This is a genomic window from Streptomyces sp. NPDC102406, from assembly GCF_044765725.1.
Lineage (GTDB): Bacteria > Actinomycetota > Actinomycetes > Streptomycetales > Streptomycetaceae > Streptomyces.
In genome coordinates this window covers 971,503-996,373 of sequence record NZ_JBIWKP010000002.1, presented here as the reverse complement: position 1 = coordinate 996,373, position 24,871 = coordinate 971,503, and the positions used below count along the sequence as shown (strand labels likewise).

Sequence of the window (24,871 nt, the reverse complement as noted above, 5' to 3'; positions counted from 1 at the left end):
CCCTCCGGAGCGGTCGTGGTCGGGTGCCGACATGCTCATTGACACTGACGTCAACGTCAATACTCTGGCGCTGTGGCACGCAGGCGGCAGGAGCGACAGGAATGGGCGACGCGCACCGCCCGGGACCGGACCGGCGCACCGGCGCGCGGACGGCTGCTCGACGCGGCGGAGGAGGTGTTCGGGCGGCTCGGCCACGGGCCCACGACCATCGCCGACATCACCGCGCGGGCAGGCATCTCACGGGCCGGCTTCTACGTGTACTTCGCGTCGAAGGACGAGGTGTTCCGGGTTCTCGCGGCGCGGGTGCGCGACGCCTTCCTCGCCGCGCAGGACGTGCCCGGCGTCGACCCCGACGACGTGGCCGCGGTCGCCGGGGCCTCCACCGCCGCGTTCATCGCCGCCTACGCCCGCCATCTCCCCCTGCTCGGTCTGCTCGAACAGCAGGCCCGCGCCGACGACGAGGTGCGCGCGCTGTGGGAGGAGATCCGCGAGCGGCCGGTGCGCCGTGCCGCACGGTATGTGCGCCGCGTGGCGGAGGAGGGGCGGGCCCGGCCGGTCGTCGATCCGCTCACCCTGGCCCGGGCCGTCGGCGGCATGAGCGTGGAGTTCGCCCGGCTCGTGGCCGCGCGCCCGGCGGCGTACGACGAGGCGGTGCGCGACGTCACCGCCATGTACCTGCACCTCCTCGGTGCCGACGCGGGGGACGCGGCGGATCCGGGGCCGTTCAGGCGGACGGCGCCGTCCGCTCCAGCCACGCGCAGGCCTCCCGCGCCGTGAACTCCCCCTGGCCGCCCTCGAACAGCAGGTCCGCCGTGGCGAACGCCGGATCGTCCGCCTGCGCGGCGACGTACGGCAGCGCGATGCAGCGCATGCCCGCCGCGTGCGCCGCGGCGACGCCCGGCACCGCGTCCTCCAGGACCACACAGCGCGCCGGTGGCACGCCGAGGCGGCGGGCCGCCTCCAGGAACACGTCGGGGGCGGGCTTGCCGTGCTCGACCTCGTCCGCCGACACGTACCGCGTGAGCCACGCCTTGAGGCCGGTGCCGCTCAGGACCACCTCGATGGCCCGCGGTGACGAGCCCGACGCCACGATCATCGGGACGCCCGCCGCGTGCAGCCGCTCCACGAACAACCGCATCTGCGGAAAGACGTGCGTGTCCGTGCGGGCCAGGTCCAGATAGCGGGCGTTCAGCTCGTCCAGGAGCGCGGCGGCCGGGGCCTCGATGCCGTACGTGCGCCGCCAGCTCCTGACGGTCTCCAGCGTCGAGATGCCGACGTACGCCTCGTGGTCGGCCCAGGTGAAGTCCGTGACGCCGTGCCGGGCCAGGGTGGCGAGCGACGCCCGGTAGTAGGTGGGTTCGCTGTCGACGAGGGTGCCGTCGAGGTCGAGGACGACGGCTGTGGCGCCGAAACGGTACGGGGAGTCGTGGTGCGAGGCGTTCATGCCGTCCAGCATGGGGGACCGGCGGTGGTCGGGCGGCCCCGGCACGGGCGTCCTCACCCGCGCTCCGGTGCCGCCCGCCCGATCGCCTCGACCAGCGGAAGCAGCCGGTGCGGGACGCGCTCGCGCAGCGCGACCTCGGTGCGGGTACGGACCACCCCTGGCAGCCGGTTGAGCTGCTGGACCACGTCCTCCAGATGACCGGCGTCGCGCGCCGCCACCCGCGCCAGCAGATCGCCGCCGCCGGTGATGGAGTGCGCCTCGATGATCTCCGGCACCTGGGCGAGGGCGTCCCCGACCTCGCTGAGATGGCCCTGCGTCACCTCGATGTGCACGAAGGCGAGCACCGGGTGGCCGAGGGCGGCGGGGGAGAGGGACGGCGCCACGCCCGTGATCACGCCGTCCCGTTCGAGCCGGTCGAGCCGGGCCTGGAGCGTGCCGCGGGCGACCCCGAGGATGCGGGCGTACTCACGGACGCTGGTCCGCGGTTGTTCGAGGAGCAGGCGCAGGATGCGGGTGTCGAGCTGGTCCACGGCCATGGGCGTGCGGGTCCCTCCGGTTCCGTCCACGATCACGGCTGACTGTACCAATGGCCCGATCGGTACGCCGGTTTCCCGGCCAGTTGTCCGGCGCCCGACCCGTCCGGGTGGCGGCGGCCGGTCAGCGGACCGGCCCCGGCAGGCCGACGAACTGGCCGTCGTGGTGCACCAGCGGTCCGGCGTCCGACACCCGGGCGGCCCGTACGACGAGCCCGATGACCAGGGCGTGGTCGCCGACCGGCCGGAAGCTGACCGGGGTGAGGACGAACCGGGCCAGCACCCCGTCGAGCGCGGGCAGCCCGAGGGGGTCCCGGTGCCAGGACGTGCCGGCCGCGAACCGGGCGGGGCGCGGGCCCGCGAAGGTCCGCGCCACCTCCTCCTGACCGGCGGCGAGGAGCTGCACCATCACCCAGGTCGCTCCCCGCACCGCGGTCCAGGACGCCGAGCGCAGGCCGACCGTGAACGACATCAGCGGCGGTTCGAGGGAGAGCGAGGCCAGCGACGTCACGCAGAACCCGGCGGGCGGTTCACCGCCGACCGTCACCACGGCGACGCCCTTGGCGTGCCGGCGCAAGCCGGACCGGACGAGATCCGCCGGGGCCGGTTCGACCGGCCCGGCCGCCGGAACGGACGTCAGCCGCCGGGTCACCTCGGTGCGCCTGGCTTCGGTCCGGCTCACGCGGCGCCCTCCCGCGGCGCGGCCCCGACACGGGCGCGGACCTCCTCGGCGTGCGGCGACGCGTCGGCCGAGCCGTACGCCGCGCAGTGCGCGTGCCAGTCCGCGAGGCCGCCGCTCTCGTCGTCCAGGGCGAACCGGCTGACGCCCCGCAGGTACAGCAGCTCCGGGTCCGCGTCGTGGTCGAGGGCCGCGACGGCCCGGTCCAGGTCGGCGACGGCCCGGCGGTGCTCGCCGAGCGACTGGAGCGCCACGGCCCGGTTGGCCCGCAGTTCGGTGTCGTCGGTGAGCGCGAGCGCCGCGTCCAGGTCCTCGACGGCGTCCGCGGCCCGGCCCGCCTCGAAGGCGAGCACGGCCCGGTTCGCCCAGGCCGCCACGCAGCGCGCGTCGGCCCGCAGCGCCGCCGAGTAACTGGCGTACGCCGCCTTGCTGTCGCCCAGCTCGGAGCGCAAGGTGCCTTGTGCCGCGAGGAGTTGGGGCTGCGCCGGAGCTAGGGACAGGCCGTGCTCGATGTCGGCGCGGGCCTTGTCGAGACCGCCGCGGCTCAGATGCAGGTCGGCGCGGTGCACCAGGGAGTCCACATGGTCCGGGTCGAGGTCCAGGGCGCGATCGAGGTCGCGCAGGGCGCCCGCGTCGTCGCCGAGTTCGCGCAGTAGGTCCGCCCGGTTGAAGTGGGCCTCGTAGAAGGGCGGGGTCAGCCGGATCGCCGCCGCGTAGTCCGCGAGCGCCGCGCGGGTGTTGCCGAGGGCCCGGTGCTGGGCGGCCCGCTCGAAGTAGTAGTCCCCGTAGTCCGGGTCGCGGCGGATCACCTCGTCGTAGTCGGCGAGCGAGGCGGCGTGGTCGCGGCGGGCGCCGCGCACCTGGGCCCGGTTGTACAACAGGACGGAACGGTGCAGGAGTTGCTCGTCCGGGCCGAAGTCGGAGTCGGTGATCGCCATTGCCTCGTCGACCAGCGCGAGCGAGCCGTCGACATTGCCGCGGTGCAGTTCGACCAGGGCGCGCGCGTTGCGCATGAACGCTCGCACCAGCACCCGCTTGTCCGGGTCGGGGTGCACGTCGGCGATCGAGATGGCGGTGTTCACCCAGGCCAGGGCGCGGTCCTCGTCGTGGTCCTCCTTCGGCAGGAACCGCGTGTACAGCATCGCCATGAGATACGCGGTGCCCATGTGGGCGTCGGCGGAGGTGGAGCCGCGCCGCATCTCCTCGAAGTAGGCGAACGCGTCCGCCCCGCGCCCCAGGTAGCAGAGGCACGCACCGATCTTGTGCGTCAGGTTCCAGTACGTACGGGAGGGCTCGGCGGCGTCGAGCAGGGCGCGTCCGCGCCGGGCGAGGTCGATGACCGCTTCGTAGAACCCCTTGTCGAAGCAGGTGTGCACGGCCTCGGCGATCGCGGCGACGCCGGCACCGGCCGGGTCCGTGCCGTGCTCCAGGTGGTAGGGGATTGCGGCGAGCCGCAGCGTCGGCTCGTCACGTCCGGCGAGCAGCGCGGCGCGCGCGGTGTGCCGGCGGGCGCGCTCGTCGGCGGGCAGTGCGTCGTAGGCGCGGCGCAGCCGGGCGTCCTCGCTGGTGCCCTCCATGTCGATGTAGAGCTGGGCGAGATCGGTGTCCGGCAGCAGCGCGGCATCGACCACCGGGAGGCGGGGCGCGCGGTGGGCGTGTGCGGCCAGGGCCCGGCCGAGCGGGTCGGTGGCGGCCCCCGCGCCGTCCACGACCACGGTCAGCACGGCCGGGTCGCAGCGCCGCAGCAGTACGGCGACGAGATCGCGGTCGGTGGGGTCGGCGTCGTCCAGGCCGCGGAAGGAGAGCGTCAGGCCGCGGGGGTGGGCGGCGCGGGCCCAGTCCATGAGGAGTTCGGCGACACCGTGCGCGATGCGCAGCGCCCGCGTCGCCGGATAGAAGCGGGTGCGCTCCCTGGCGTCGGCGAGGTTGGTGAGGGTCTGTGGCGGCGTCGGCACGATCGCCATCAGCTCCGGTGCGATCGCCTCCACCTCGGCGGCGCGCGCCGCGGCCACCAACTCGCTGTCGCGCGCGACCAGTTGCGGAACGGCCTGGTGCAGCAGGAAGTGGGCGGCGGTGAACGGGCCGCGCAGGCGGCGGTGGCAGCGCACCTGGAAGTGCGCGGTGGGCGGTGGTGCGGCGTCCGTGGTCTCGGCGGCGGCCTCCAGCCACCAGTGACGCGTCGGCACGCGGGTCGGCAGTGCGGTCATGTCAGGGCTCCTTGCGGTGCGGTGGTCCGGGACCGGCCGCGCCGGTCCCGCAGGGTGACGTGGACGAGCAGCCCGAGCTGGAGCCCGGACAGCGCGATGAAGCCGGCCGCGTCGACCAGGTCCCAGAACGGGGTGTGCGCGCCGCTCAGCCGGTCGGTGATCGTCGACCAGAAGTGCAGCGCGGTCGGCAGGCCCGCCCAGGCGAGCGAGGCCAGCGAGAACCCGTACCCGGCGACGAGCAGCGGCGCGTACCAGCGCGCCACGGCGTGATCGCGCGCGGACCACTGCGTGTCCGGTACGGGCGGTGTCAGACGCAGCAACTTCCGCAGGCCGGTGCGCAGCCTGAACCGGGTCGCGTTCTGGAGATCGGTGCAGCGGGCCGCGGTCGTCACCACGTAATAGAGGTCCGTTTCCAGATAGAACAGGAATTGCCAGATGAGGCGCAGGACACAGGTGAAGGCGACAGCGAGCATGAGTTTGTGAATCCACGACGGAATACCGTGCCCGTCGAGAACATGCGACAGAAGAGTGAGTCCGCTCAGCAGAATGAGATCAGCGAGCATGCCCGCGCAGAACGGAAGATAGCGTTTCCGGCGCTCGACGCTGAGCAGGGAATCGAGCCGGGTCTCGGCGACGAGATAGTAGAGCCTGCGGCCGAGTCCGAGCGTCGAGGGAAGGCCGAGGCGGCGTCCGGCGAGCGCGTGGAACGCCTCGTGCAGGACGATGCACGGGATCGCGACGGCGAAGACGATGATCGGTATGAGCGACACATAGTGCGTGAAGAACATGTGGTGGTACGAGGGCCGCAGCCCGGGCTCGCGGACCATCTCGGTCACGGCGGCCGCGACGAGGGCGCCGTAGGCGAGCCCCGCGGGCCAGGAGAACAGCAGCCGCGCGAAGCGCTGCCAGCGCACGGTCGGCTGCTCCACCTCGGCGTCGTCGGTGCGCAGGAACCCCAGTTCGGCCAGGGTCTCCAGGAAGTCGTCCAGGTCGAGGGGTGCCCCGCAGGTGCGTTCGAACCAGGCGGTGACCTCCTCGACAGGCGCCCCCCCGGCGAACATCCGCAGCGCCTGCGCGCCCTCGTCGGGGAACACCGCGTAGGAGCCGGTGTCGGGCCGGCCGACCATCACGCCGTCGTCCTCGGCCACCATGGTGAGCCGGTGCAGAGATACGGTCGCGCCCATCAGGCGCACCTCCCTGAGAATGATCGGAGCCGGACCCCGAAGGCGGTCCGGCTCCGACCGGTGGCGAGGCGGATTACGCGGCGTCGCCGCAGAGGTAGTAGCAGGCGGTGGTCAGACGGATCGGACCGGCCTTGCGGACGGAAATCTTCTTCATGGCGTTTCCCCCTTCCGGGGCATTGGAGTTCTGCGAAGTTCCGGAATCGCTGTTGTGTTCCCAGCATTGAGGCCGGTAATCCGGCCTGTCAACGGGGAACAGAGGCATCCGGTAATTATTTTTCAGAGGGTATTCCTGACTGTTTTCGGGCAGCGCGAAGCGGCACTCCGGGCTCGAAAAATGAAATTCAGGAATTACCTGAGAAAGGGTGAGAAATGATCAGGCGGACGGTCGGCCGTCGTCGACAGCCGTACCGCCCGCCTCAGCGGAGCGCTCTGCGCACCATCCGTACCTCCCGCACGGCCCCCGTTGCTCCGGCCTGAGCCGGACTCACCGCACCGTACGGAGCAGGGGCGCGTAGCGTTCAGGCGCGCGCCCCCAGTGTTCTGACTCCGGGCCCCGACGCGGTGGAACCGCGCACCACCAGTTCCGGCATGAACACGAACTCGGTGTGCGGCGCGGGCGTGCCGCCGATCTCCTCCAGGACCGCCCGGACCGCCGCCCGGCCCATCGCCTGCACGGGTTTGCGCACCGTGGTCAGCGGCGGATCGGTGAACGCGATCAGCGGGGAGTCGTCGAACCCGACCACCGAGATGTCGTCGGGGACCTCGAGGCCGCGCTGCCGGGCCGCCCGGATCGCGCCGAGCGCCATCATGTCGCTGGCGCAGACGACGGCCGTACAGCCGCGGTCCATCAGATCGGACGCCGCGGCCTGACCACCCTCCAGGGTGTAGAGGGAGTGCTGGACGAGGTCGCGCTCGACCTCGTCGGGCGGGAGGCCGAGGCGCTCCTGCATCGAGCGCACGAACCCCTCGATCTTCCGCTGCACCGGCACGAACCGCTTCGGGCCGAGCGCGAGCCCGATGCGGCGGTGGCCGAGCGAGGCGAGGTGCGTGACGGCCAACTGCATCGCGGCCCGGTCGTCCGGCGAGATGAACGGCGCCCGTACCTTCGGCGAGAACCCGTCGACCAGCACGAAGGGCACGCCCTGTGCCCGCAGTCGCTCGTAGCGCTCGGGGTCGGCGGTGGTGTCGGCGTGCAGCCCGGAGACGTAGATGATGCCGGTGACGCCCCGGTCGACGAGCATCTCGGTCAGCTCGTCCTCGGTGGAGCCGCCGGGGGTCTGGGTGGCCAGGACCGGTGTGTAGCCCTCGCGGGTCAGCGCCTGCCCGATGGTCTGGGCGAGGGCCGGGAAGATCGGGTTCTCCAGCTCCGGGGTGATCAGGCCGACCAGTCCCTCGCTGCGCTGGCGCAGCCGCACGGGCCGCTCGTAGCCGAGCACGTCGAGGGCGGCGAGCACCGACTGGCGGGTGGCCGACGCGACGCCCGGCTTGTCGTTGAGAACCCTGCTGACCGTCGCCTCACTGACGCCCGCCTGGGCCGCGATGTCGGCGAGGCGCGCCGTCCCGGGCGGGGACGGGGCCGGTCGCCGGGCCGCCTGTGCGGGCAACTGCGTCATCGCACTCCTTGAGGGGACATTCTGAGGTCAAGAGTCCCGATGATCCCCGGGCCACCACCGTGTGGCAAGAGCTTGCAGGACCTTGCACAGCGACCTAACGGTGAATAATCGGGCATAACTCCCCCCTTTTGTCCGTTCCTTGTGGGTCACGAAGCGATAACTCGCCACGGTGGCTGCAAAATTTTGCTGCAAGGTCTTTCGCCGGGCCTGTCGCGCTGTTACGTTCACGTCGCCCGGCGGCGGCGACGGCGCGGTCGGCAAGTAGGCCAGAGGAGCGGACGGGACCTCTCCTCGCCCACTCACGGGCATTCACCCTCTAGGAGATCTCATGCGGCGTGGCATAGCGGCCACCGCGGTGGTGGCGTCCCTCGCACTCGCGGCGACGGCGTGCGGCGGAAGCGACGACGACGGCGGCAAGGCGTCGGGCCCCACCACCATCACATGGTGGGACACGTCGAACGCCACCAACGAGGCGCCCACGTACAAGGCGTTGGTCAAGGACTTCGAGAAGGCCAACCCCGACGTCAAGGTCAAGTACGTCAACGTCCCCTTCGACCAGGCGCAGAACAAGTTCGACACGGCGGCCGGCGCCAGCGGCGCCCCGGACGTGCTGCGCGCCGAGGTCGGCTGGACCCCCGCGTTCGCCAAGAAGAGCTACCTGCTGCCGCTGGACGGCACCGAGGCCCTCGCCGACCAGGACAAGTTCCAGGCGAGCCTCGTCGAGCAGGCCCGGTTCGAGGGCAAGACCTACGGCGTCCCCCTGGTCACCGACACCCTCGCCCTCGTCTACAACAAGGCCCTCTTCCAGAAGGCGGGCATCACGAAGGCGCCCACCACCTGGGCCGAGCTGAAGTCGGCCGCCGCCAAGATCAAGGACAAGACCGGCGCCGACGGCTACTGGGGCTCCACGGCCGGTTACTACGCCCAGCCGTTCCTCTTCGGCGAGGGCACCGACACCGTCGACGCCACCGGCAAGAAGATCACCATCGCCTCCGCCGAGGCGAAGAAGGGCCTGACCGACTGGCAGGGCCTCTTCGACGGCAAGGGCCTGCACAAGGCCGACGCCACCGCCGACGCGTACGCCCACATCCAGGACGCGTTCGTCAACGGCAAGGTCGCCTCGATCGTCCAGGGCCCGTGGGAGATCACCAACTTCTACAAGGGCTCCGCGTTCAAGGACAAGGCCAACCTCGGCATCGCCACCGTCCCGGCCGGTTCGACCGGCAAGGCGGGCGCCCCGACCGGCGGCCACAACCTCTCCGTCTACGCGGGCTCCGACAAGGCGCACCAGAGCGCGTCGCTGAAGTTCGTGAAGTGGATGACGTCGGCCAAGACGCAGGAGCAGATCGCCCTGAAGAACTCGACGCTGCCCACGCGCGCGGACGCGTACACCGCGAAGGTCACCGCCGACCCGGGCATCGCCGGCTACCAGAAGGTGCTGACCGCCGCCCGGCCCCGCCCCGAGCTGCCCGAGTACAGCTCGCTGTGGACGCCGATGGATCAGGAACTCCCGAAGGTCGCCACCGGCAAGGAGCCCCTGGACAAGGGCCTCGGCACGCTGGAGACCGCGTTCGCCAAGCTCGTGCCCGACTTCTCCAAGTGACGGCCCCGGCCGTGTAGTGCGGCCTCGTAGTTCGGCCGGTCCGCGCCCCGGAGGGGAAGGCGCGGACCGGCGTCGCCCTGACCAGAAGGTGCTCCGCCATGACCATCGCCGTCGACCGACCGACGCGCCGAGTTCCCACGACGCCGCGCCGGGGACCGATCCAGCGCCTCAAGGACTCGTACCGCAGGTACTGGTACGCGTACGTGATGATCGCCCCGGTCGTCGTCGTCCTCGGCGTTCTCGTGGGCTACCCGCTGGTGCGGGGCCTCTACCTGACGCTCACCGACGCCAACAGCCTCAACTCCGCCCGCACCATCGGCGTCAACCACATCGACGCCACCTACAAGTTCGTCGGCCTCGACAACTACGCCGACATCCTGTGGGGTCCCGCCTCCTACGACCGCTTCTGGTCGCACTTCATCTGGACCATCGTCTGGACCGCCCTGTGCGTCGCCCTGCACTACGGCATCGGACTCGGCCTCGCCCTGCTGCTCAACCAGAAGATGCGCGGACGCACCTTCTACCGGCTCATGCTGATCCTGCCCTGGGCGGTGCCCACCTTCGTCACCGTCTTCGCGTGGCGGATCATGCTCGCCGACTCCGGCATCATCAACGTGACCCTCGGCTCGCTCCACCTGCCCCAGCCGCAATGGCTGGAGGACCCCTTCTTCCAGAAGGCCGCCGCGGTCCTCGTCAACACCTGGTGCGGCGTGCCCTTCATGATGATCTCGCTCCTCGGCGGCCTCCAGTCCATCGACGCCTCCCTGTACGAGGCCGCCGAGATGGACGGTGCCAGCGCCTGGCAGCAGTTCCGGCACATCACCCTGCCCGGCCTGCGCTCGGTCAGCTCCACGGTCGTCCTGCTCGGCGTGATCTGGACGTTCAACCAGTTCGCCATCATCTTCCTGCTGTTCGGCAACACCGCCCCGGACGCGCAGATCCTCGTGACCTGGGCCTACCGCCTCGGCTTCGGACAGCAACCGCGGGACTTCGCGCAGTCCGCCGCGTACGGCGTACTGCTCCTGTCGATCCTGACCGTCTTCACGTCCTTCTACTACCGCTGGTTGAAGCGCAATGAGCAGCTCGCCGTCTGACGCCGCAGGAGCCCCCACCATGAGCACCACCACCGCCTCCGCACCGAAGGTCCCCGCGCAGCGCTCCACGCCGCGGACCGCCCCGGAGAAGGCGCGCCGCGCACGCCGCCGCGGCGAGCGCGGACCGCTGGCGAGCGCCCTGTCGCACGGTGTCCTCGCCGTCGCGAGCCTGATCGCCCTCTTCCCCATCGTGTGGCTGGTCTACCTGTCGGCCGGACCCGACAAGGACGACTACCTGCACCCCGGCGGCATCGCGGGCAAGGCGACGCTCGACAACTACGCGTACGTGCTCCAGCACACCGGCTTCTTCGACTGGATGAAGTCGACCCTGGTCGTCGCCCTCGGCACCACCCTCGTCGGCGTCCTGTTCGCGGCGACCACCGGGTACGCCGTCTCACGGATGCGCTTCCCCGGCTACCGGCCGCTGATGTGGGTCCTGCTGCTCACGCAGGCGTTCCCCATCGCCGTCCTGATCGTGCCGATGTACGAGATCTTCTCCGAACTCGGCCTCATCGACAGCTACCTCGGGCTCGTCCTCGTCAACTGCACGACGATCGTGCCGTATTGCACCTGGCTGATGAAGGGCTACTTCGACACCGTGCCCGTCGACATCGACGAGGCGGGCCGGATCGACGGGCTCTCGCCGTTCGGCACGTTCTGGCGGCTGATCCTGCCGCTGGCCAAGCCGGGCATCGCGGTCGCCGCGTTCTACGCCTTCATCACCGCGTTCGCCGAGGTCGCGTTCGCCTCCACGTTCCTGCTCGACGACTCCAAGTACACCTTCGCCGTCGGCCTGCAGAGCTTCATCAGCGAGCACGACGCGCAGTGGAACCTCATGGCCGCCACCGCGGTGTTGATCGCCGTCCCCGTCACCGCCTTCTTCTACCTTGTCCAGAAGCACCTGGTCACCGGCCTGACGGCAGGCGGCACCAAGGGCTGAGGACCCAGAAGACCCATACGCACACCGACCCGTAGCCGGCTCCTTTACGCAGCAAGGACACCATGACTCAGCACTCCACCGACGAGTCCCCGGCGTTCGCCACCACGACCCGCGAGACCACCGACTGGTGGCGCGACGCGGTCATCTACCAGGTCTACCCGCGCAGTTTCGCCGACAGCGACGGCGACGGCACCGGCGACCTCGAAGGCGTCCGCCGCCGTCTGCCCTACCTGCGCGACCTCGGTGTCGACGCGGTGTGGCTGTCCCCCTTCTACGCCTCCCCGCAGGCCGACGGCGGCTACGACGTCGCCGACTACCGGGCCGTCGACCCCATGTACGGCACGCTCCTCGACGCCGACGCGGTCATCCGCGACGCGCACGGACTCGGTCTGCGCGTCATCGTCGACCTCGTGCCCAACCACTCCTCGGACCAGCACGAGTGGTTCAGGCGAGCCGTCGCCGAGGGCCCCGGATCGCCGCTGCGCGACCGCTACCACTTCCGCCCCGGCAAGGGCGCGGACGGCGAACTCCCGCCCAACGACTGGGAGTCCATCTTCGGCGGCCCCGCCTGGACGCGGCTGCCCGACGGCGACTGGTACCTGCACCTCTTCGCGCCCGAGCAGCCCGACTTCAACTGGGAGCACCCGGCCGTCGCCGACGAGTTCCGCTCCATCCTGCGCTTCTGGCTCGACATGGGCGTCGACGGCTTCCGGATCGACGTCGCCCACGGCCTCGTCAAGGCCGAGGGGCTGCCGGACCTCGGCGCGCACGACCAGGTGAAGCTGCTCGGCAACGACGTCATGCCGTTCTTCGACCAGGACGGCGTCCACGCGATCTACCGCTCCTGGCGCAAGATCCTCGACGAGTACGACGGCGACAAGGTGTTCGTCGCCGAGGCGTGGACCCCGACCGTCGAGCGCACCGCCCATTACGTCCGCCCCGACGAGCTGCACCAGGCGTTCAACTTCCAGTATCTGTCCGCCCCGTGGGAGGCGGCCGAACTCCGCGCCATCATCGACAACACCCTCGACGCGATGCGGCCGGTCGGCGCCCCCGCCACCTGGGTGCTCTCCAACCACGACGTCACCCGGCACGCCACCCGCTACGCCAACCCGCCCGGCGGCACCCAGATCCGCACCCCCGGCGACCGCGAACTCGGCCTGCGCCGCGCCCGCGCCGCCACCCTGCTCATGCTGGCCCTGCCCGGCTCCGCCTACGTCTACCAGGGCGAGGAGCTCGGCCTGCCCGACGTCACCGACCTGCCCGACGAGGCGCGCCAGGACCCGTCGTTCTTCCGCGCCCAGGGCCAGGACGGCTTCCGCGACGGCTGCCGGGTGCCGATCCCGTGGACCGTGGAGGGTCCGTCGTACGGCTTCGGCGACGGCGGCAGTTGGCTCCCGCAGCCCGACACCTGGGGAGCGCTGAGCGTCGAGGCGCAGACCGGCGACCCGGACTCCACCCTGGAGCTCTACCGCTCGGCCTTCGCCCTGCGCCGCGCCCAGCCGGGCCTCGGCGCCGGCTCCGAGGTGACCTGGCGCGACGACGTCCCCGAGGGCGTCCTCTTCTTCGAGCGGCCCGGGTTCGCCTGCACGGTCAACACGACCGGCGCGCCCGTCCGCGTCGCCGCGCCCGGCCGGGTGCTGCTGGCCTCCGCCCCGGTGACGGTGGAGGACGACCGCCTCGACCTGCCCGCGGACACCACGGTGTGGTGGGAGACGGTGTAGCACGCGGAAGGAGGGGGCCGGCGTCGCGCCGGCCCCCTCCTTCATGCCCTGCCGCGGATCACTTCCAGGTGTCGTTCACCGTGTATCCGGTGCCCGAGCCGGTGGTGAGGGACCGGTCGGCGCCGGACTCCCAGGTCACGTTCCCCGAGGCGTCCTTCTTCAGGTACTTGTACGTGAAGGTCGTGCCCTTGGGGACGATCACCGTCCTGCCCCAGGAGGGGGAGGAGGCCGACGACAGCGGGATCGCGTCGTCCGGGTTCCAGGAGCCGAGCGAGGGCAGCGAACCGGTGACGTAGACGTTCGTGCCGGTGCCGGTCGTCGCGCTTGCCGTGAACCTGACATCCGTGGCGTTCGCGTCGGCCAGGTTCCAGGAGTTGTTCACCGCGGCCGGCGAACTGCTCGTCCGCAGCGTCCGGTTGGCGTTCGACTCCCAGGTGACGTTCCCGGCGGAGTCCTTCTTCAGGTACTTGTACTCGATCGAGGACGCGGCGGGTACGGCGATGTCCTTCTTCCAGAGGGGGTAGCCGGCCGAGGAGAGCTTCACCGCGTTCGCCGTGTTCCAGGAGCCGAGCGACGCGGTCGAGCCGACCACGTACACGTCGCTGCCGGGGGTTGTCGGGGCGTACTCGGTGAAGGAGGCCGTGACGGTGGTGCCACCGCCCGAACCGCCGTCACCGCCACCGCAGTTGACCTTGCAGTCGTAGGTGCCGTCGTAGAAGGCGACCGCTCCCTTGGCGGGGACGGTGAGCGCGGCCCGGCCACCGGAGACGGTGACGGAGGTGGCGCCGCCGTCGATCACGTTCTTGTACGTGCCGTCCGCGAGGCCCGTGGTGTAGGTGTACGTGTGCGCCGACGAGGAGTTGTTGAGCGCGACGAAGCCGCCGCCCCGGGAGAAGCCGATCACGTTGGAGGCGGGCGACTGCCAGTGGGCGACGGACGCACCGGCGACCGCGTTGTGCCAGGCGATCATCCCGGAGACGGCGGTGTCGCGGTCCAGGCAGGTCCAGCCGGAGGAGCAGTTCGTGTCGGAGACGAAGCCGCCGCTGTTGGGGGGCGCCTCGTCGCTCTGGCCGAAGTTCCAGGCGGCGTACACCGAGGGGCGGCCGTATCCGCGGGCCAGGTGGAAGACATTGGCGAGCACCGCTGTGGCGCCGTCCTTGTAGCTGAGGGAGTAGCCGTTGCGCTCGGTGTCGTGGTTGGTGACGAACGAGTTGGAGTCCGCCTCGTTCGCGAGCCCCCAACTGGAGCCGAAGGAGGCGAGGTTGGCGATGTCGCCACCCCCGAACTGCGCTTTCATGGCGGCCGCGTAGGTGAAGTCCAGTACGTCACCGCTCGCGTAGTAGTCGCCCAGGGCGGGCGGGTTGCCCGGATAGACCTCCTGGGTGATGTAGGGGGCGTCGCCCGCCTTCGTGGTGTGCAGCGCTCCCACCATGGCCCGCATGTCGGCCGCGTCGATGTGCTTGGCGGCGTCGACGCGGAACCCGTCGACGCCCAGGTCTATCTGCTTGTTCAGGAAGCCCACGATCTTGGCGCGGACCCCCGGCTCGGAGGTGTCCAGGTCGGGCATCCCGAGCAGTTCGCAGTGCTGTACCTCGTGCTGGTCCCCCCAGTTGGCGATGGTCTTCGTGCAGTCGTCGCTGTCGGCGGGGTCGAAGTCGGGGGTGTCGTACTTGTTGCCGATCCTGGTGCCCGCGTAGCCGGTGCCGGTCTGGGCGGCCGTGTGGTTGATGACGGCGTCCGTGTAGACCTCGACGCCCGCCGCGTGGCAGGTGTCGATCATGCTCTTGAAGTCGGCGGCGCTGCCGAACCGGCTGTCCAGGCTGTACGAGTAGGGCTGGTAGACGTCCCACCAGAGGTAGTCGGTCTGCTTCAGGGACTCCTCCGGCGGGGCGACCTGCACGGCGCCGTAGCCGGCCGGGTCGAGGACGTCGGTGCACTCCTTGGCGACCGACTTCCAGTTCCATGACCACAGGTTGGCGATGACGTCGCCGTTCCTGACGCCCGTGTCGGCGGCGGACGCGGTCTGCGCGGGCAGGGTGACGACGCCGCCGAGCGCGAGGGCTCCGACGGCGAGGACGGTGGCGGTGCGGTGCTTTCTGCGGGGTGGCGGGGTGGGGATAGGTCGCATGTGCGGCTCCTGAGTGTGGGGATTGCCGGCCGTCCGTGCCGGTCCGCGGGGGAGGGGGACGGGTGGCGCACCGTGAGAGTGGAGGAGCCCGGAAGGCTCCGTCAATAACTGTGCTGAAAGTTCTTGCTATGAGTTGCAGAACTCTTGCAGCAAAGTTCCCGCAAGCGATACGGTCACGCGGCGGACCGGTGCCGCCCGCCCGCGCCCCGGATTCACGCACTCCAAGAGCCCTGTTTCCGCGAGGAGTTCCGCCTTGAGCCGCACCGTTCCCACCCCGCACAGACGGGTCGCCGCGTACACCGCGGCCGCCGCGCTCCTGCTGACACTGGCCCAGCCGCTCGCGGCCCGCGCCGCGGCACCGCCCGCGCCGCCGTCCGACGCGAAACTGGCCGCCGCACCGGCCCGGCACGACCTGACGCGCGAGCAGTACTACTTCGTGCTGCCCGACCGCTTCGCGAACGGCGACACCGCCAACGACAAGGGCGGCCTGACCGGTTCCCGCCTCGCGACCGGCTACGACCCGACCGACAAGGGCTTCTACCAGGGCGGCGACCTCAAGGGCCTGACGAAGCGGCTCGACTACGTCAAGGACCTCGGCACCACCGCGATATGGCTGGCGCCGATCTTCAAGAACAAGCCGGTGCAGGGCGAGGGCAAGGACGCGTCGGCCGGCTACCACGGCTACTGGATCACCGACTTCACCCAGGTCGACCCGCACTTCGGCACCAACGCCGACCTGAAGAACCTCATCGCCAAGGCCCATGCCAAGGGCATGAAGGTCTTCTTCGACGTCATCACCAACCACACCGCCGACACCGTCGACTACGCGGAGAAGACGTACACGTACCGCCCCAAGGGCGCCTACCCCTACCTCGACACCGAGGGCCGCCCCTTCGACGACGCGGACGGCATGGCGAAGGTCGACGCGGACTCCTTCCCCTACACCCCGAAGAGCGCCGGCGGCCTGGTCCCGTCCTGGCTCAACGACCCGACCATGTACCACAACCGCGGCGACTCCACCTGGGAGGGCGAGTCGACCACGTACGGAGACTTCTCCGGCCTCGACGACCTGTGGACCGAGCGGCCCGAGGTCGTCCGGGGCATGGCGGACATCTACCGGACGTGGGTGCGGGACTTCGCCGTCGACGGGTTCCGCATCGACACGACGAAGCACGTGAACCTGGAGTTCTGGACGCAGTGGGCGACGGCGCTCGACCGGTACGCCGCCGCGCACGGCCGTGATGACTTCTTCATGTTCGGCGAGGTCTACTCCGCCGACACCGACGTCACCGCCCCCTACGTGACGCGCGGTCGCCTCGACGCGACGCTCGACTTCCCCTTCCAGGACGCGGCCCGCGCCTACGCCTCCCAGGGCGCCTCCGCCGACAAGCTGGCCAAGGTCTTCGCCGACGACTACAAGTACGCCACCGACAAGGCCAACGCCTACGAGCAGGTCACCTTCCTCGGCAACCACGACATGGGCCGCGTCGGCACCTTCCTGAAGGCCGACAACCCGGCCGCCCCCGACACCGAGCTGCTGCGACGCGACAAGCTGGCCAACGAGCTGATGTTCCTGTCGCGCGGCAACCCCGTCGTCTACTACGGCGACGAGCAGGGCTTCACCGGGGCGGGCGGTGACAAGGACGCCCGGCAGACGATGTTCGGCTCCAAGGTCGCCGACTACCTCGACGACGACGAACTCGGCACCGGGCGCACCCACGCCGACGACGCGTACGACACCGCGCACCCGCTGTTCCGTACCATCGCGGCGCTCTCGAAGCTTCGCAAGGACAATCCGGCGCTCGCCGACGGCGCACAGCGTGAGCTGTACGCCAAGGACTCGGTGTACGCCTTCTCGCGCACCGGAGCCGACCGCGAGTACGTGGTGGCGGTCAACAACGCGACCGGGCCGAAGACGGTCGAGCTGCCCGTCGAGTCCGCGAAGTTCCGTGCGGTGTACGGCGGTTCGGGCACGGTCCGCGCGTCCGGCGGTCACGTCGAGGTCACCGTCCCCGCCCTGTCGTCCCTCGTCCTGCGCGCCGAGAACAAGCTGCCCGCGCCGGCCGGCGCGCCCACCCTCTCCCTGACGGCCCCGGCCGCGGGCGCCACCGGCACGGTCACCCTCTCCGCCGACCCCGGCTCCACCGCCTCCGCCCGCGTCGTCCTCGCCGCGCAGGTCGGCAACGGCGCCTGGCGCACCCTCGGCTCCGTCGACCACGCCCCGTACCGGATCACCCAGTACCTGCCGGACACCGTGGCGGCCGGGACCCCGCTGCGGTACAAGGCGGTGGTGGTGGACCGTGCCGGACGCACCGCGAGCGCCCTCGCCGCCTCGACGGCGGGGCAGCCGCCCACGCCCGAGAAGCCCTCGGCCGTCGACCGCGACCACCTGGTCGTCCACTACAGGCGCACGGACGGCGACTACGACGGCTGGACCCTCACGTCGGGCGACGAGACCGGCCGGTTCATCGGCCGTGACGCCTACGGCGCCTTCGCCTGGGTCAAGGTTCCGGACGGTGCGAGCGCACTGACGTACAGCATCGAGAAGGACGGCGTCTCCGACGGACCGCGGCGCACCGTCGCCCTCGCGAAGAGCGGCGAGGTCTGGGTCGAGCAGGGCAAGGACGGCCAGGCCACGGCGCGCCCCGACGGCGCCTACCCGCCGCAGGACGAGAAGAAGGCCGTCGTCCACGTCCACCGCGCCGACGGCGACTACGACGGCTGGGGCCTGCACACCTGGACCGGTGCCGCGCACCCCACCGACTGGTCGAAGCCGCTGGCCCCCACGGGGAAGGACGCCTACGGCCTGATCTTCGAGGTGCCGCTCGCCGACGGCGCGACGACCCTCAACTACATCCTCCACAAGGGCGACGAGAAGGACATCCCGACCGACCGCGCCCTGGACTTCGCCACCTACGGCAAGGAGGTGTGGCTCGACTCCGGCGCCGCCGCCTACCTGGTGCCCTCGGTCGGTTCGGGCGCCGACCTGGACCTCTCCGAGGCGCGGGCGCAGTGGATCGACGCGGACACCGTCGTCTGGAAGGTGACGGCCACCGCCGCCACCAGCCAGCAGCTCGTCTACGCCCCCGAGGGCGGCATCACCGTCCGGGACGGAGCCCTGAGCGACGAAGGCCACTGGCTGCGGCTGAACCCCGGCGCGCTGAACGACGCCCAGAAGGCGAAGTACCCGCACTTGAAGGACTATCCGGCGTTCACCGTCGACCCTCGCGACCGCGACCGGGTGCGCGAGGCGCTGCGCGGCCAGCTCATCGCGACGCAGCGCGCGGCGAACGGGGCCCTGCTCGCGGCCACCGGCGTCCAGACGCCCGGCGTCCTGGACGACGTGTACGCGGGCCGCGCCGAGAAAGCCGCTCTGGGCCAGGTGTTCGAGGGCGGCAAGGTCACCTTGTCCGTGTGGGCGCCCACCGCGCGGCAGGTCCGTCTCGACCTCGGCGGCAAGGAGCGGGCGATGCGCCGCGACGCCGCGAGCGGCGTGTGGTCGGTCACGGGTCCGGCGGCGGCCTGGCGTGGCCGGCAGTACCGCTACGCCGTGACCGTCTGGGCCCCGAGTGCCGGCAGGACGGTCACGAACAAGGTCACCGACCCGTACGCGGTGGCCCTCGACGCGGACTCGGAGCACAGCCTCGTCGTCGACCTGGACGACGCCTCCCTCGCCCCGAAGGGCTGGACGGCGCTGCGCAAGCCCGAGGCCGTCGCGATGAAGGACGCGCAGATCCAGGAACTCCACATCCGTGACTTCTCGGTGGGGGACACCACGACACCCCGCGAGGACCGGGGCACCTATCGCGCCTTCGCCGACAAGGACAGCGACGGCTCGAAGCACCTGCGCGCACTGGCCCGCTCCGGCACCTCGTACGTGCATCTGCTGCCGGCCTTCGACATCGCCACCGTCCCCGAGAGGAAGTCCGACCAGGCCGTGCCCGGCTGCGACCTGACGTCCTACGCCGCAGACAGCGACCGGCAGCAGCAGTGCGTGGCGGGGACGGCCGCGAAGGACGCGTACAACTGGGGCTACGACCCGTACCACTACACGGTCCCCGAGGGCTCGTACGCCACCGACCCGGACGGCACCCGGCGCACCGTCGAGTTCCGGCAGATGGTCAAGTCCCTCAACGAGGACGGCCTCCGCGTCGTCATGGACGTGGTCTACAACCACACGGCCGCCGCGGGCCAGGCCAGGACGTCCGTGCTCGACCGGATCGTGCCCGGCTACTACCAGCGGCTCATGGCGGACGGCTCCGTGGCCAACTCCACGTGCTGTGCCAACACGGCACCCGAGAACGCCATGATGGGCAAGCTCGTCGTCGACTCCATCGTCACCTGGGCCAAGGAGTACAAGGTCGACGGCTTCCGCTTCGACCTGATGGGCCATCACCCCAAGGCCAACATCCTCGCCGTCAGGAAGGCCCTGGACGCGCTCACCGTCGCCGAGGACGGCGTGGACGGAAAGAAGATCATCCTCTACGGCGAGGGCTGGAACTTCGGCGAGATCGCCGACGACGCCCGCTTCGTGCAGGCCACGCAGAAGAACATGGCGGGGACCGGCATCGCCACCTTCGCCGACCGGGCCCGCGACGCCGTCCGCGGCGGCAGCCCCTTCGACGAGGACCCGGGCGTGCAGGGCTTCGCGTCCGGCCTCTACACCGACCCCAACTCCTCGGCGGCGAACGGCACGCCGGACCAGCAGAAGGCCCGCCTCCTGCACTACCAGGACCTCATCAAGGTGGGCCTGTCGGGCAGCCTCGGGGCCTACGCGTTCACCGACAGCGACGGGAAGAGGGTGAAGGGCTCCGACGTCGACTACAACGGAGCGCCCGCCGGATACGCCAACGCTCCCGGTGACGCCCTCGCCTACGCCGACGCGCACGACAACGAGACCCTGTACGACGCGCTGACGTACAAGCTGCCCGCGACGACGAGTGCGGCGGACCGCTCGCGCATGCAGGTCCTGGCCATGGCGACGGCCGCGCTGTCGCAGGGACCGGCCCTCTCGCAGGCGGGCACCGACCTGCTGCGGTCCAAGTCCCTGGACCGGAACTCGTTCGACAGCGGCGACTGGTTCAACGCGATCCACTGGGACTGCCGGTCGGGCAACGGGTTCGGGCGCGGCCTGCCCCCGGCCGCCGACAACCAGGCCAAGTGGCCTTACGCGAAGCCCCTGTTGGCGTCGGTTCCGGTGCCCGGCTGCGAGGAGATCGGCGCCACGTCCGCCGCGTACCGGGACCTCCTCGCGATCCGTACGGCGGAGCCGGCCTTCCACCTGGCCACGGCCGGTGAGGTGCAGAAGGCCCTCTCCTTCCCGCTGTCCGGCAAGGGCGAGACGCCGGGCGTCATCACCATGCGCCTCGGTGACCTCGTCGTCGTCCTCAACGCGACGCCGCGGCGGCAGAGCCAGACGGTAGCGGCGCTCGCCGGGTCCGGGTACCGGCTGCATCCGACACAGGCGGGCGGCTCGGACGACGTCGTGAAGTCGTCGTCGTACGAGGCGAGTTCGGGAACGTTCACGGTACCCGCGCGTACGGTGGCGGTGTTCCGGGGCAAGTGAGCCGCCCCGGCTGACCGAGCGTCCGTCCCCCCTTCCGCGGCGCGGACCCCGAGCGGGTCCGCGCCGTCGCTATGTCCTGGCGATCCGGTCCAGCCACTCGCGCAGCAGCGTCTGCTCGGCGCCGGTCAGCGCCGTCGTCCCCGGCAGGGCCGCGCGCAGTGCGACCGCCGCGCCGACCGGGCCCGGCGCCTCGGCCGTCGGGGCGTCGGTGGTGATCGCCGCGACGACCGCCTCCCGCGCGAGCACCGACAGGCCGAGGTCGCGCCGCTGCGGGTCCTGGTCGAGCAGGGTGAGGGTCGTACCGCCGCCCGCGGCGTGCACGAGCTGCGCGGCCCGCTCCTCCGTGACCTTCAGCCGGCCCGCCTCGGCGATCCGGCGGATGTGCCCGGCGAGCACCTCGAAACCGGCCACGGCGGCCGGGGGCGGCGCGGTGCCGGCCCGCCGACGGCCGAACATGAGCCGGTAGAGCGCCGGATTGGCGAGCCCGAAGCCGAGGTGCAGATCCCAGCCGGCGCGCAGGTCCGCCACCGGGTCGTCGGTCGGTTCGAGTTCCTTCTTGTCGCTGAGGTACGCCGCGAAGCCCTCGGCCGCCGCCGCGTCGAGCAGCCCCTGTTTGTCGCCGAAGAGGCGGTAGATCGTCGGGGCCTGCACCCCGGCCGCCGCGCCGACCGCGCGCGTCGACACGGCCTCCTCGCCGCCCTCGGCCAGCAACGCGGTCGTGGCCGCGAGGATCCGTGCGCGGGGGCCGCCCTCGGCGGTGACTTCGTCGACGCTCATGCGGCAACGGTAACAGTGAACCGTTAGCGCCGATAACGTATCGGTGTTAGCGTAGATAGCGTTAGCGGCGCTAATCGCGACCGCCCCTCCCTCTTTCCCCGCCCCTGGAGGCGTCATGATCATCGTTACCGGAGCCACCGGCCGGCTCGGCCGGGAGATCGTCGAGCGGCTGCTCGACCGGGTCCCCGCCCACCGGATCGGCGTCAGCGTCCGCACCCCCGACAACGCCCGCGACCTGCGTGAACGCGGTATACGCGTCCGTCGCGGCGACTTCGCCGAACCCGCGACCCTGGCCCACGCCTTCGAAGGGGCCGACCAGGTCCTGATCGTCTCCACCGACGCGACCGGCGGAGCCGCGGTCACCGGACACCGCGCCGCGATCGAGGCGGCCGTGACCGCGGGCGCCCGCCGCGTCCTCTACACGAGCCACATGGGCGCGAGCCCGACCTCGCTCTTCGCCCCCATGCCCGACCACGCCGCCACCGAGCGGGCGCTGCGCGAGACGGGCGTCGCCTACACGGCCCTGCGCAACGGGTTCTACGCGTCCTCCGCCGTCATGCTGCTCGGCGACGCCGTCCGCACCGGGCGGCTCGTCGCCCCGCAGGACGGGCCGGTCTCCTGGACCGCCCACGCCGACCTGGCCGAGGCCGCCGCGCTCCTCCTGGCCGACGAGGGCCGCCTCGACGGCCCGACCCCGGCGCTCACCGGCGCCGAGGCCCTCGACCTCGCCGACATCGCGGCCCTCGCCTCCGACGTCGCGGGACGCCCCGTCGAGCGGATCGTCCTCCCCGACGAGGAGTACCGCGCGGGGCTCGTCGCGCACGGGCTGCCCAAGGACCAAGCCGACCTGCTCACCGGCCTGTTCGCGGCGAGCCGCCGAGGCGAGTTCGCGGCGGTCGACCCCGCCCTCGCGACCCTCACCGGACACGTGCCGACGCCCCTGCGCGACGTACTGAAGGAGGCGATCGCCGCGGCCGGCTGACCGCGCGGGCCCGCGCGGCGGCGGCACGACGCTCCGGTGGCCCCGCCGCATTCGCGCAGACCTGCGCGAATGCGGCGCACGAACCCCGCCTCTTCGCTAACCTGACGGCCGATCGCACGAAGATCCGACCGGAGGCGGCGCCGACGACGGCACCCGCACCGGCTGAGGGCTGAGGGCTGAGGAGCCAGTGGGGGACGATCTCGGATTCGACGCGCTGCTCGCCCACGACGGCCTGATCGCGCGGCTCGTCGGGCGGACACGGACAGGACGCAACAAAGAGCCCCTGTTCGGCCCCGACCTGCCCGTCGTGCTGCTGGTGGGCGGCCCCGGCATGGGCAAGGGGCGGCTGCTCAGATCCGTTCAGCACCACTTCAAGCCGCGCGTCCCCGTCGCCCACGTCGACTGCGCCGCGGCCGAGTTACGGATCCCGCCGGACGAACCGGTGCGCACCCGCTCCGAGTCGACCGAAGTGCTGCGCAAGATAGCCCTGGACTTCCACGACTGGGACGGTGACGGGGGGCCGATCCCGGTGCCGCGGCTGTACGCCGGTCTCGCGGCCGTGGCGGCCAGCGACGGCCGCGCCGCCGCGCACCTCCTCGTGGACGAGGTGCGCCGGCTCGACGAACTGCTGCCCCCGGCCTCGTTCTGGCGCGGGGTGCTGCGCGGCACCGTCAAGAACTACGCCGGCTTCCTCGCGGGCCTCGTCACCAACCCCGTACTCGGCCCGTTCGTCAACGCGCTCATCGACGGACTCCTTGCCCGCACCTCCACCGACGGCAGGAAGACCCTCACCGAGTTCTACGGGACCTACCCCGGCGCGGGCGGCCAACCCCGTTCGGGCCTGAGAGGCCTCGCCGCCGACTTCCAGCGGGGCGGGGAGGCGCGCCGGGTCGCGGAAGGCTTCCTGTTCCGGGCCCTGCGCGAGGACATCGAGGCCGCCCACCGCTCGATGCGCGGGCGGGTCTCCCGCTCCGGCCGGCCCGTCCTGCTGCTCGACCACGCCGACACCGCCCTGGGCCGCCAGATACTGAGACCGGTCCTGGAGGACCGCGAGCGGCAGCGCTTCGACCGCCTCGTGATCATGGCGACGGCCCGCCGGGAGGACGGTGGCCGCTTCCTGTACCACGCGGGCGACGACCCGGCGGCCCCGGCGGTGTGGGACGCCTCCGCCGGAGGACTCCCGCGCTGGACGCGCCCCACCGGCACCGCCCCCGACGGCGCCCCCCTGTGGCACGGCGTGCTGCTGGTCCGGATGCCCCGCCTGACACGCGAGGAGCAGCGCACCGCGAGCGAGCGCTGGTACGTCGGCATCGACCCCGGCCACGCCGCGCGCCTGCGCATCGACACCGGCATCCACCGGCTCAGCGCCGGACGGCCGCTGATCGTCACCCGGCTCGGCGAGGCGACCGCCGCCCTGCCCGTGGAGCAGTGGGAGCGGTGCACCGACTGGTCGCTCCTGGACAGCCGCCTTCCCGGCGCCGAATGCGCTCAGGTGGCCGACACGCTCCTCGACGAACTGGTCGTACGGCAGCACCCCGAGGAGCTGCCGCCCGCCCACCGCGCGCGCTGGCTCGACCTGCTCAGCCATCTCTCGGTCGCCCACGACGCCGAGTGCGCCCAGGCCGTGTTGCGAGCCGCGCAGGAGGGCCGCGAGAACCCGCTGACCGCGTACCGCGCCGCGGAACTCCTGGAGGACAGCGGCTGGGCGCCCTGCCCCCGGCACTTCATCGGCGACCTCGGCCTGCGCCGACTGCTCATGCGCCGCCTGTACCGCATGCGGCCGGAGGGCGGCGCCTGGCACACCGCCCACGCCGTCCTCCAGGGGCACTACCGCGACCTCGGTGACGACCACGCCGACGGCCGCTTCGGCACCGCCGCCGCCCACCGCATGCACCATCTGCTCGCCTCGGACGGCGTGGAGCACGTCACGCGCTACCTGTCGGAGACCTTCCTGACCCGCTCCGCGCGCGCCTGGTGCGAGGAGCTGCTGGCCATCGCCGACGCGCCCCTGCTCGGCAGGGACGACCTCCGCCTCGACCGCGCCCACGGCGAGATCCATGTGCCGGGTGACGCCCGGCGCCGCAGGATCGACCGGCTGCTGCACGCCGCATGGCTGAGCGGCGAACGGACCTGGCCCCTTGCCGACACGGTCCCGGGCATCCTCAGGGACGAACTGGGCGGGCTCAGCGAGGAGTTGGCCCGTATCGCGGACGAGACCGTGGCGGGGCGCGGTCCCGAGGGCGCCGACGCGGACAAGGCGGCCGAGGGCGCCGAGCAACTCGCCCGCGTGGCCCGCGAGTGGGGGGACCGGGCACAGGCGCGGCAGCCGCTCAAGCGCTGCACGTGCACCCAGCACATCGGATTCGGCTGACCGGGCGGGACGAAGCGGCACGAGGA

At 71.7% G+C, this 24,871-nt stretch carries 16 protein-coding genes; 8 read left to right on the top strand and 8 right to left on the bottom strand.

Annotation, left to right across the window (positions count from 1 at the left end):
• The first annotated feature begins 72 nt into the window (after positions 1–72).
• Entirely contained in the window at positions 73–777 is a 705-nt protein-coding gene (locus ACIRF8_RS13335; protein ID WP_404214114.1) for a TetR/AcrR family transcriptional regulator, read from the top strand.
• On the opposite strand, the gene ACIRF8_RS13330 is transcribed toward ACIRF8_RS13335, so the two are convergent.
• The 6 genes from ACIRF8_RS13330 to ACIRF8_RS13305 form a co-directional block, all read right to left on the bottom strand.
• Positions 725–1,444 carry an HAD family hydrolase gene (locus ACIRF8_RS13330; protein WP_404214112.1) on the bottom strand — a complete coding sequence of 240 codons (720 nt, stop codon included), beginning with the start codon at positions 1,442–1,444 and terminating at the stop codon, positions 725–727. The genes ACIRF8_RS13335 and ACIRF8_RS13330 overlap by 53 nt on opposite strands.
• Before the next feature lie 53 nt (positions 1,445–1,497).
• Positions 1,498–1,980: an Lrp/AsnC family transcriptional regulator gene (locus ACIRF8_RS13325; protein WP_404214110.1), complete on the bottom strand. Its 483-nt coding sequence runs from the start codon at positions 1,978–1,980 to the stop codon at positions 1,498–1,500.
• 121 nt (positions 1,981–2,101) lie between these two features.
• Positions 2,102–2,659, bottom strand: coding sequence for a flavin reductase family protein (locus ACIRF8_RS13320; RefSeq protein WP_404214108.1), 558 nt, complete (start codon positions 2,657–2,659; stop codon positions 2,102–2,104).
• Positions 2,656–4,863 carry a tetratricopeptide repeat protein gene (locus ACIRF8_RS13315; RefSeq protein ID WP_404214106.1) on the bottom strand — a complete coding sequence of 736 codons (2,208 nt, stop codon included), beginning with the start codon at positions 4,861–4,863 and terminating at the stop codon, positions 2,656–2,658. Before ACIRF8_RS13315 ends, ACIRF8_RS13320 begins: the two co-directional genes overlap by 4 nt.
• Positions 4,860–6,047 (bottom strand): hypothetical protein, encoded by a 1,188-nt coding sequence (locus ACIRF8_RS13310; protein WP_404214104.1) that lies wholly within the window; start codon positions 6,045–6,047, stop codon positions 4,860–4,862. The genes ACIRF8_RS13315 and ACIRF8_RS13310 overlap by 4 nt, the downstream gene beginning before the upstream one ends.
• A 518-nt stretch (positions 6,048–6,565) precedes the next feature.
• Positions 6,566–7,660, bottom strand: coding sequence for a LacI family DNA-binding transcriptional regulator (locus ACIRF8_RS13305; protein ID WP_404214102.1), 1,095 nt, complete (start codon positions 7,658–7,660; stop codon positions 6,566–6,568).
• A 328-nt stretch (positions 7,661–7,988) separates the two neighbouring features.
• Here ACIRF8_RS13305 and ACIRF8_RS13300 point away from each other — a divergent pair, with 328 nt between their 5' ends.
• From ACIRF8_RS13300 to ACIRF8_RS13285, 4 genes are all read left to right on the top strand, one after another.
• The gene (locus ACIRF8_RS13300; RefSeq protein WP_404214100.1) at positions 7,989–9,263 is read left to right on the top strand and encodes an extracellular solute-binding protein; all 1,275 of its coding nucleotides are present in this window, start codon (positions 7,989–7,991) and stop codon (positions 9,261–9,263) included.
• A 98-nt stretch (positions 9,264–9,361) separates the two neighbouring features.
• The gene (locus tag ACIRF8_RS13295) at positions 9,362–10,357 is read left to right on the top strand and encodes a carbohydrate ABC transporter permease (protein ID WP_404214098.1); all 996 of its coding nucleotides are present in this window, start codon (positions 9,362–9,364) and stop codon (positions 10,355–10,357) included.
• Positions 10,358–10,376: 19 nt separating this feature from the next.
• Positions 10,377–11,297 (top strand): sugar ABC transporter permease, encoded by a 921-nt coding sequence (locus ACIRF8_RS13290; protein ID WP_404214096.1) that lies wholly within the window; start codon positions 10,377–10,379, stop codon positions 11,295–11,297.
• A 62-nt stretch (positions 11,298–11,359) separates the two neighbouring features.
• A complete protein-coding gene (locus ACIRF8_RS13285; RefSeq protein ID WP_404214094.1) occupies positions 11,360–13,021 on the top strand; it encodes an alpha-amylase family glycosyl hydrolase in 1,662 nt (553 codons plus the stop codon).
• A 58-nt stretch (positions 13,022–13,079) separates the two neighbouring features.
• On the opposite strand, the gene ACIRF8_RS13280 is transcribed toward ACIRF8_RS13285, so the two are convergent.
• Positions 13,080–15,149 carry a carbohydrate-binding module family 20 domain-containing protein gene (locus ACIRF8_RS13280; RefSeq protein ID WP_404214092.1) on the bottom strand — a complete coding sequence of 690 codons (2,070 nt, stop codon included), beginning with the start codon at positions 15,147–15,149 and terminating at the stop codon, positions 13,080–13,082.
• 253 nt (positions 15,150–15,402) lie between these two features.
• On the opposite strand from ACIRF8_RS13280, the gene pulA reads away from it, so the two are divergent.
• Complete coding sequence (gene pulA, locus ACIRF8_RS13275; RefSeq protein ID WP_404214090.1) at positions 15,403–20,715, top strand: pullulanase-type alpha-1,6-glucosidase; 5,313 nt, start codon at positions 15,403–15,405, stop codon at positions 20,713–20,715.
• A gap of 69 nt (positions 20,716–20,784) precedes the next feature.
• Here the strand turns inward: pulA and ACIRF8_RS13270 are convergent, their stop codons facing one another.
• A complete protein-coding gene (locus tag ACIRF8_RS13270) occupies positions 20,785–21,492 on the bottom strand; it encodes a TetR/AcrR family transcriptional regulator (protein ID WP_404214088.1) in 708 nt (235 codons plus the stop codon).
• A 115-nt stretch (positions 21,493–21,607) separates the two neighbouring features.
• Here ACIRF8_RS13270 and ACIRF8_RS13265 point away from each other — a divergent pair, with 115 nt between their 5' ends.
• Positions 21,608–22,474 (top strand): NAD(P)H-binding protein, encoded by an 867-nt coding sequence (locus ACIRF8_RS13265; protein ID WP_404214086.1) that lies wholly within the window; start codon positions 21,608–21,610, stop codon positions 22,472–22,474.
• A gap of 187 nt (positions 22,475–22,661) precedes the next feature.
• A complete protein-coding gene (locus tag ACIRF8_RS13260; RefSeq protein WP_404214084.1) occupies positions 22,662–24,845 on the top strand; it encodes a hypothetical protein in 2,184 nt (727 codons plus the stop codon).
• Positions 24,846–24,871: the final 26 nt, after the last annotated feature.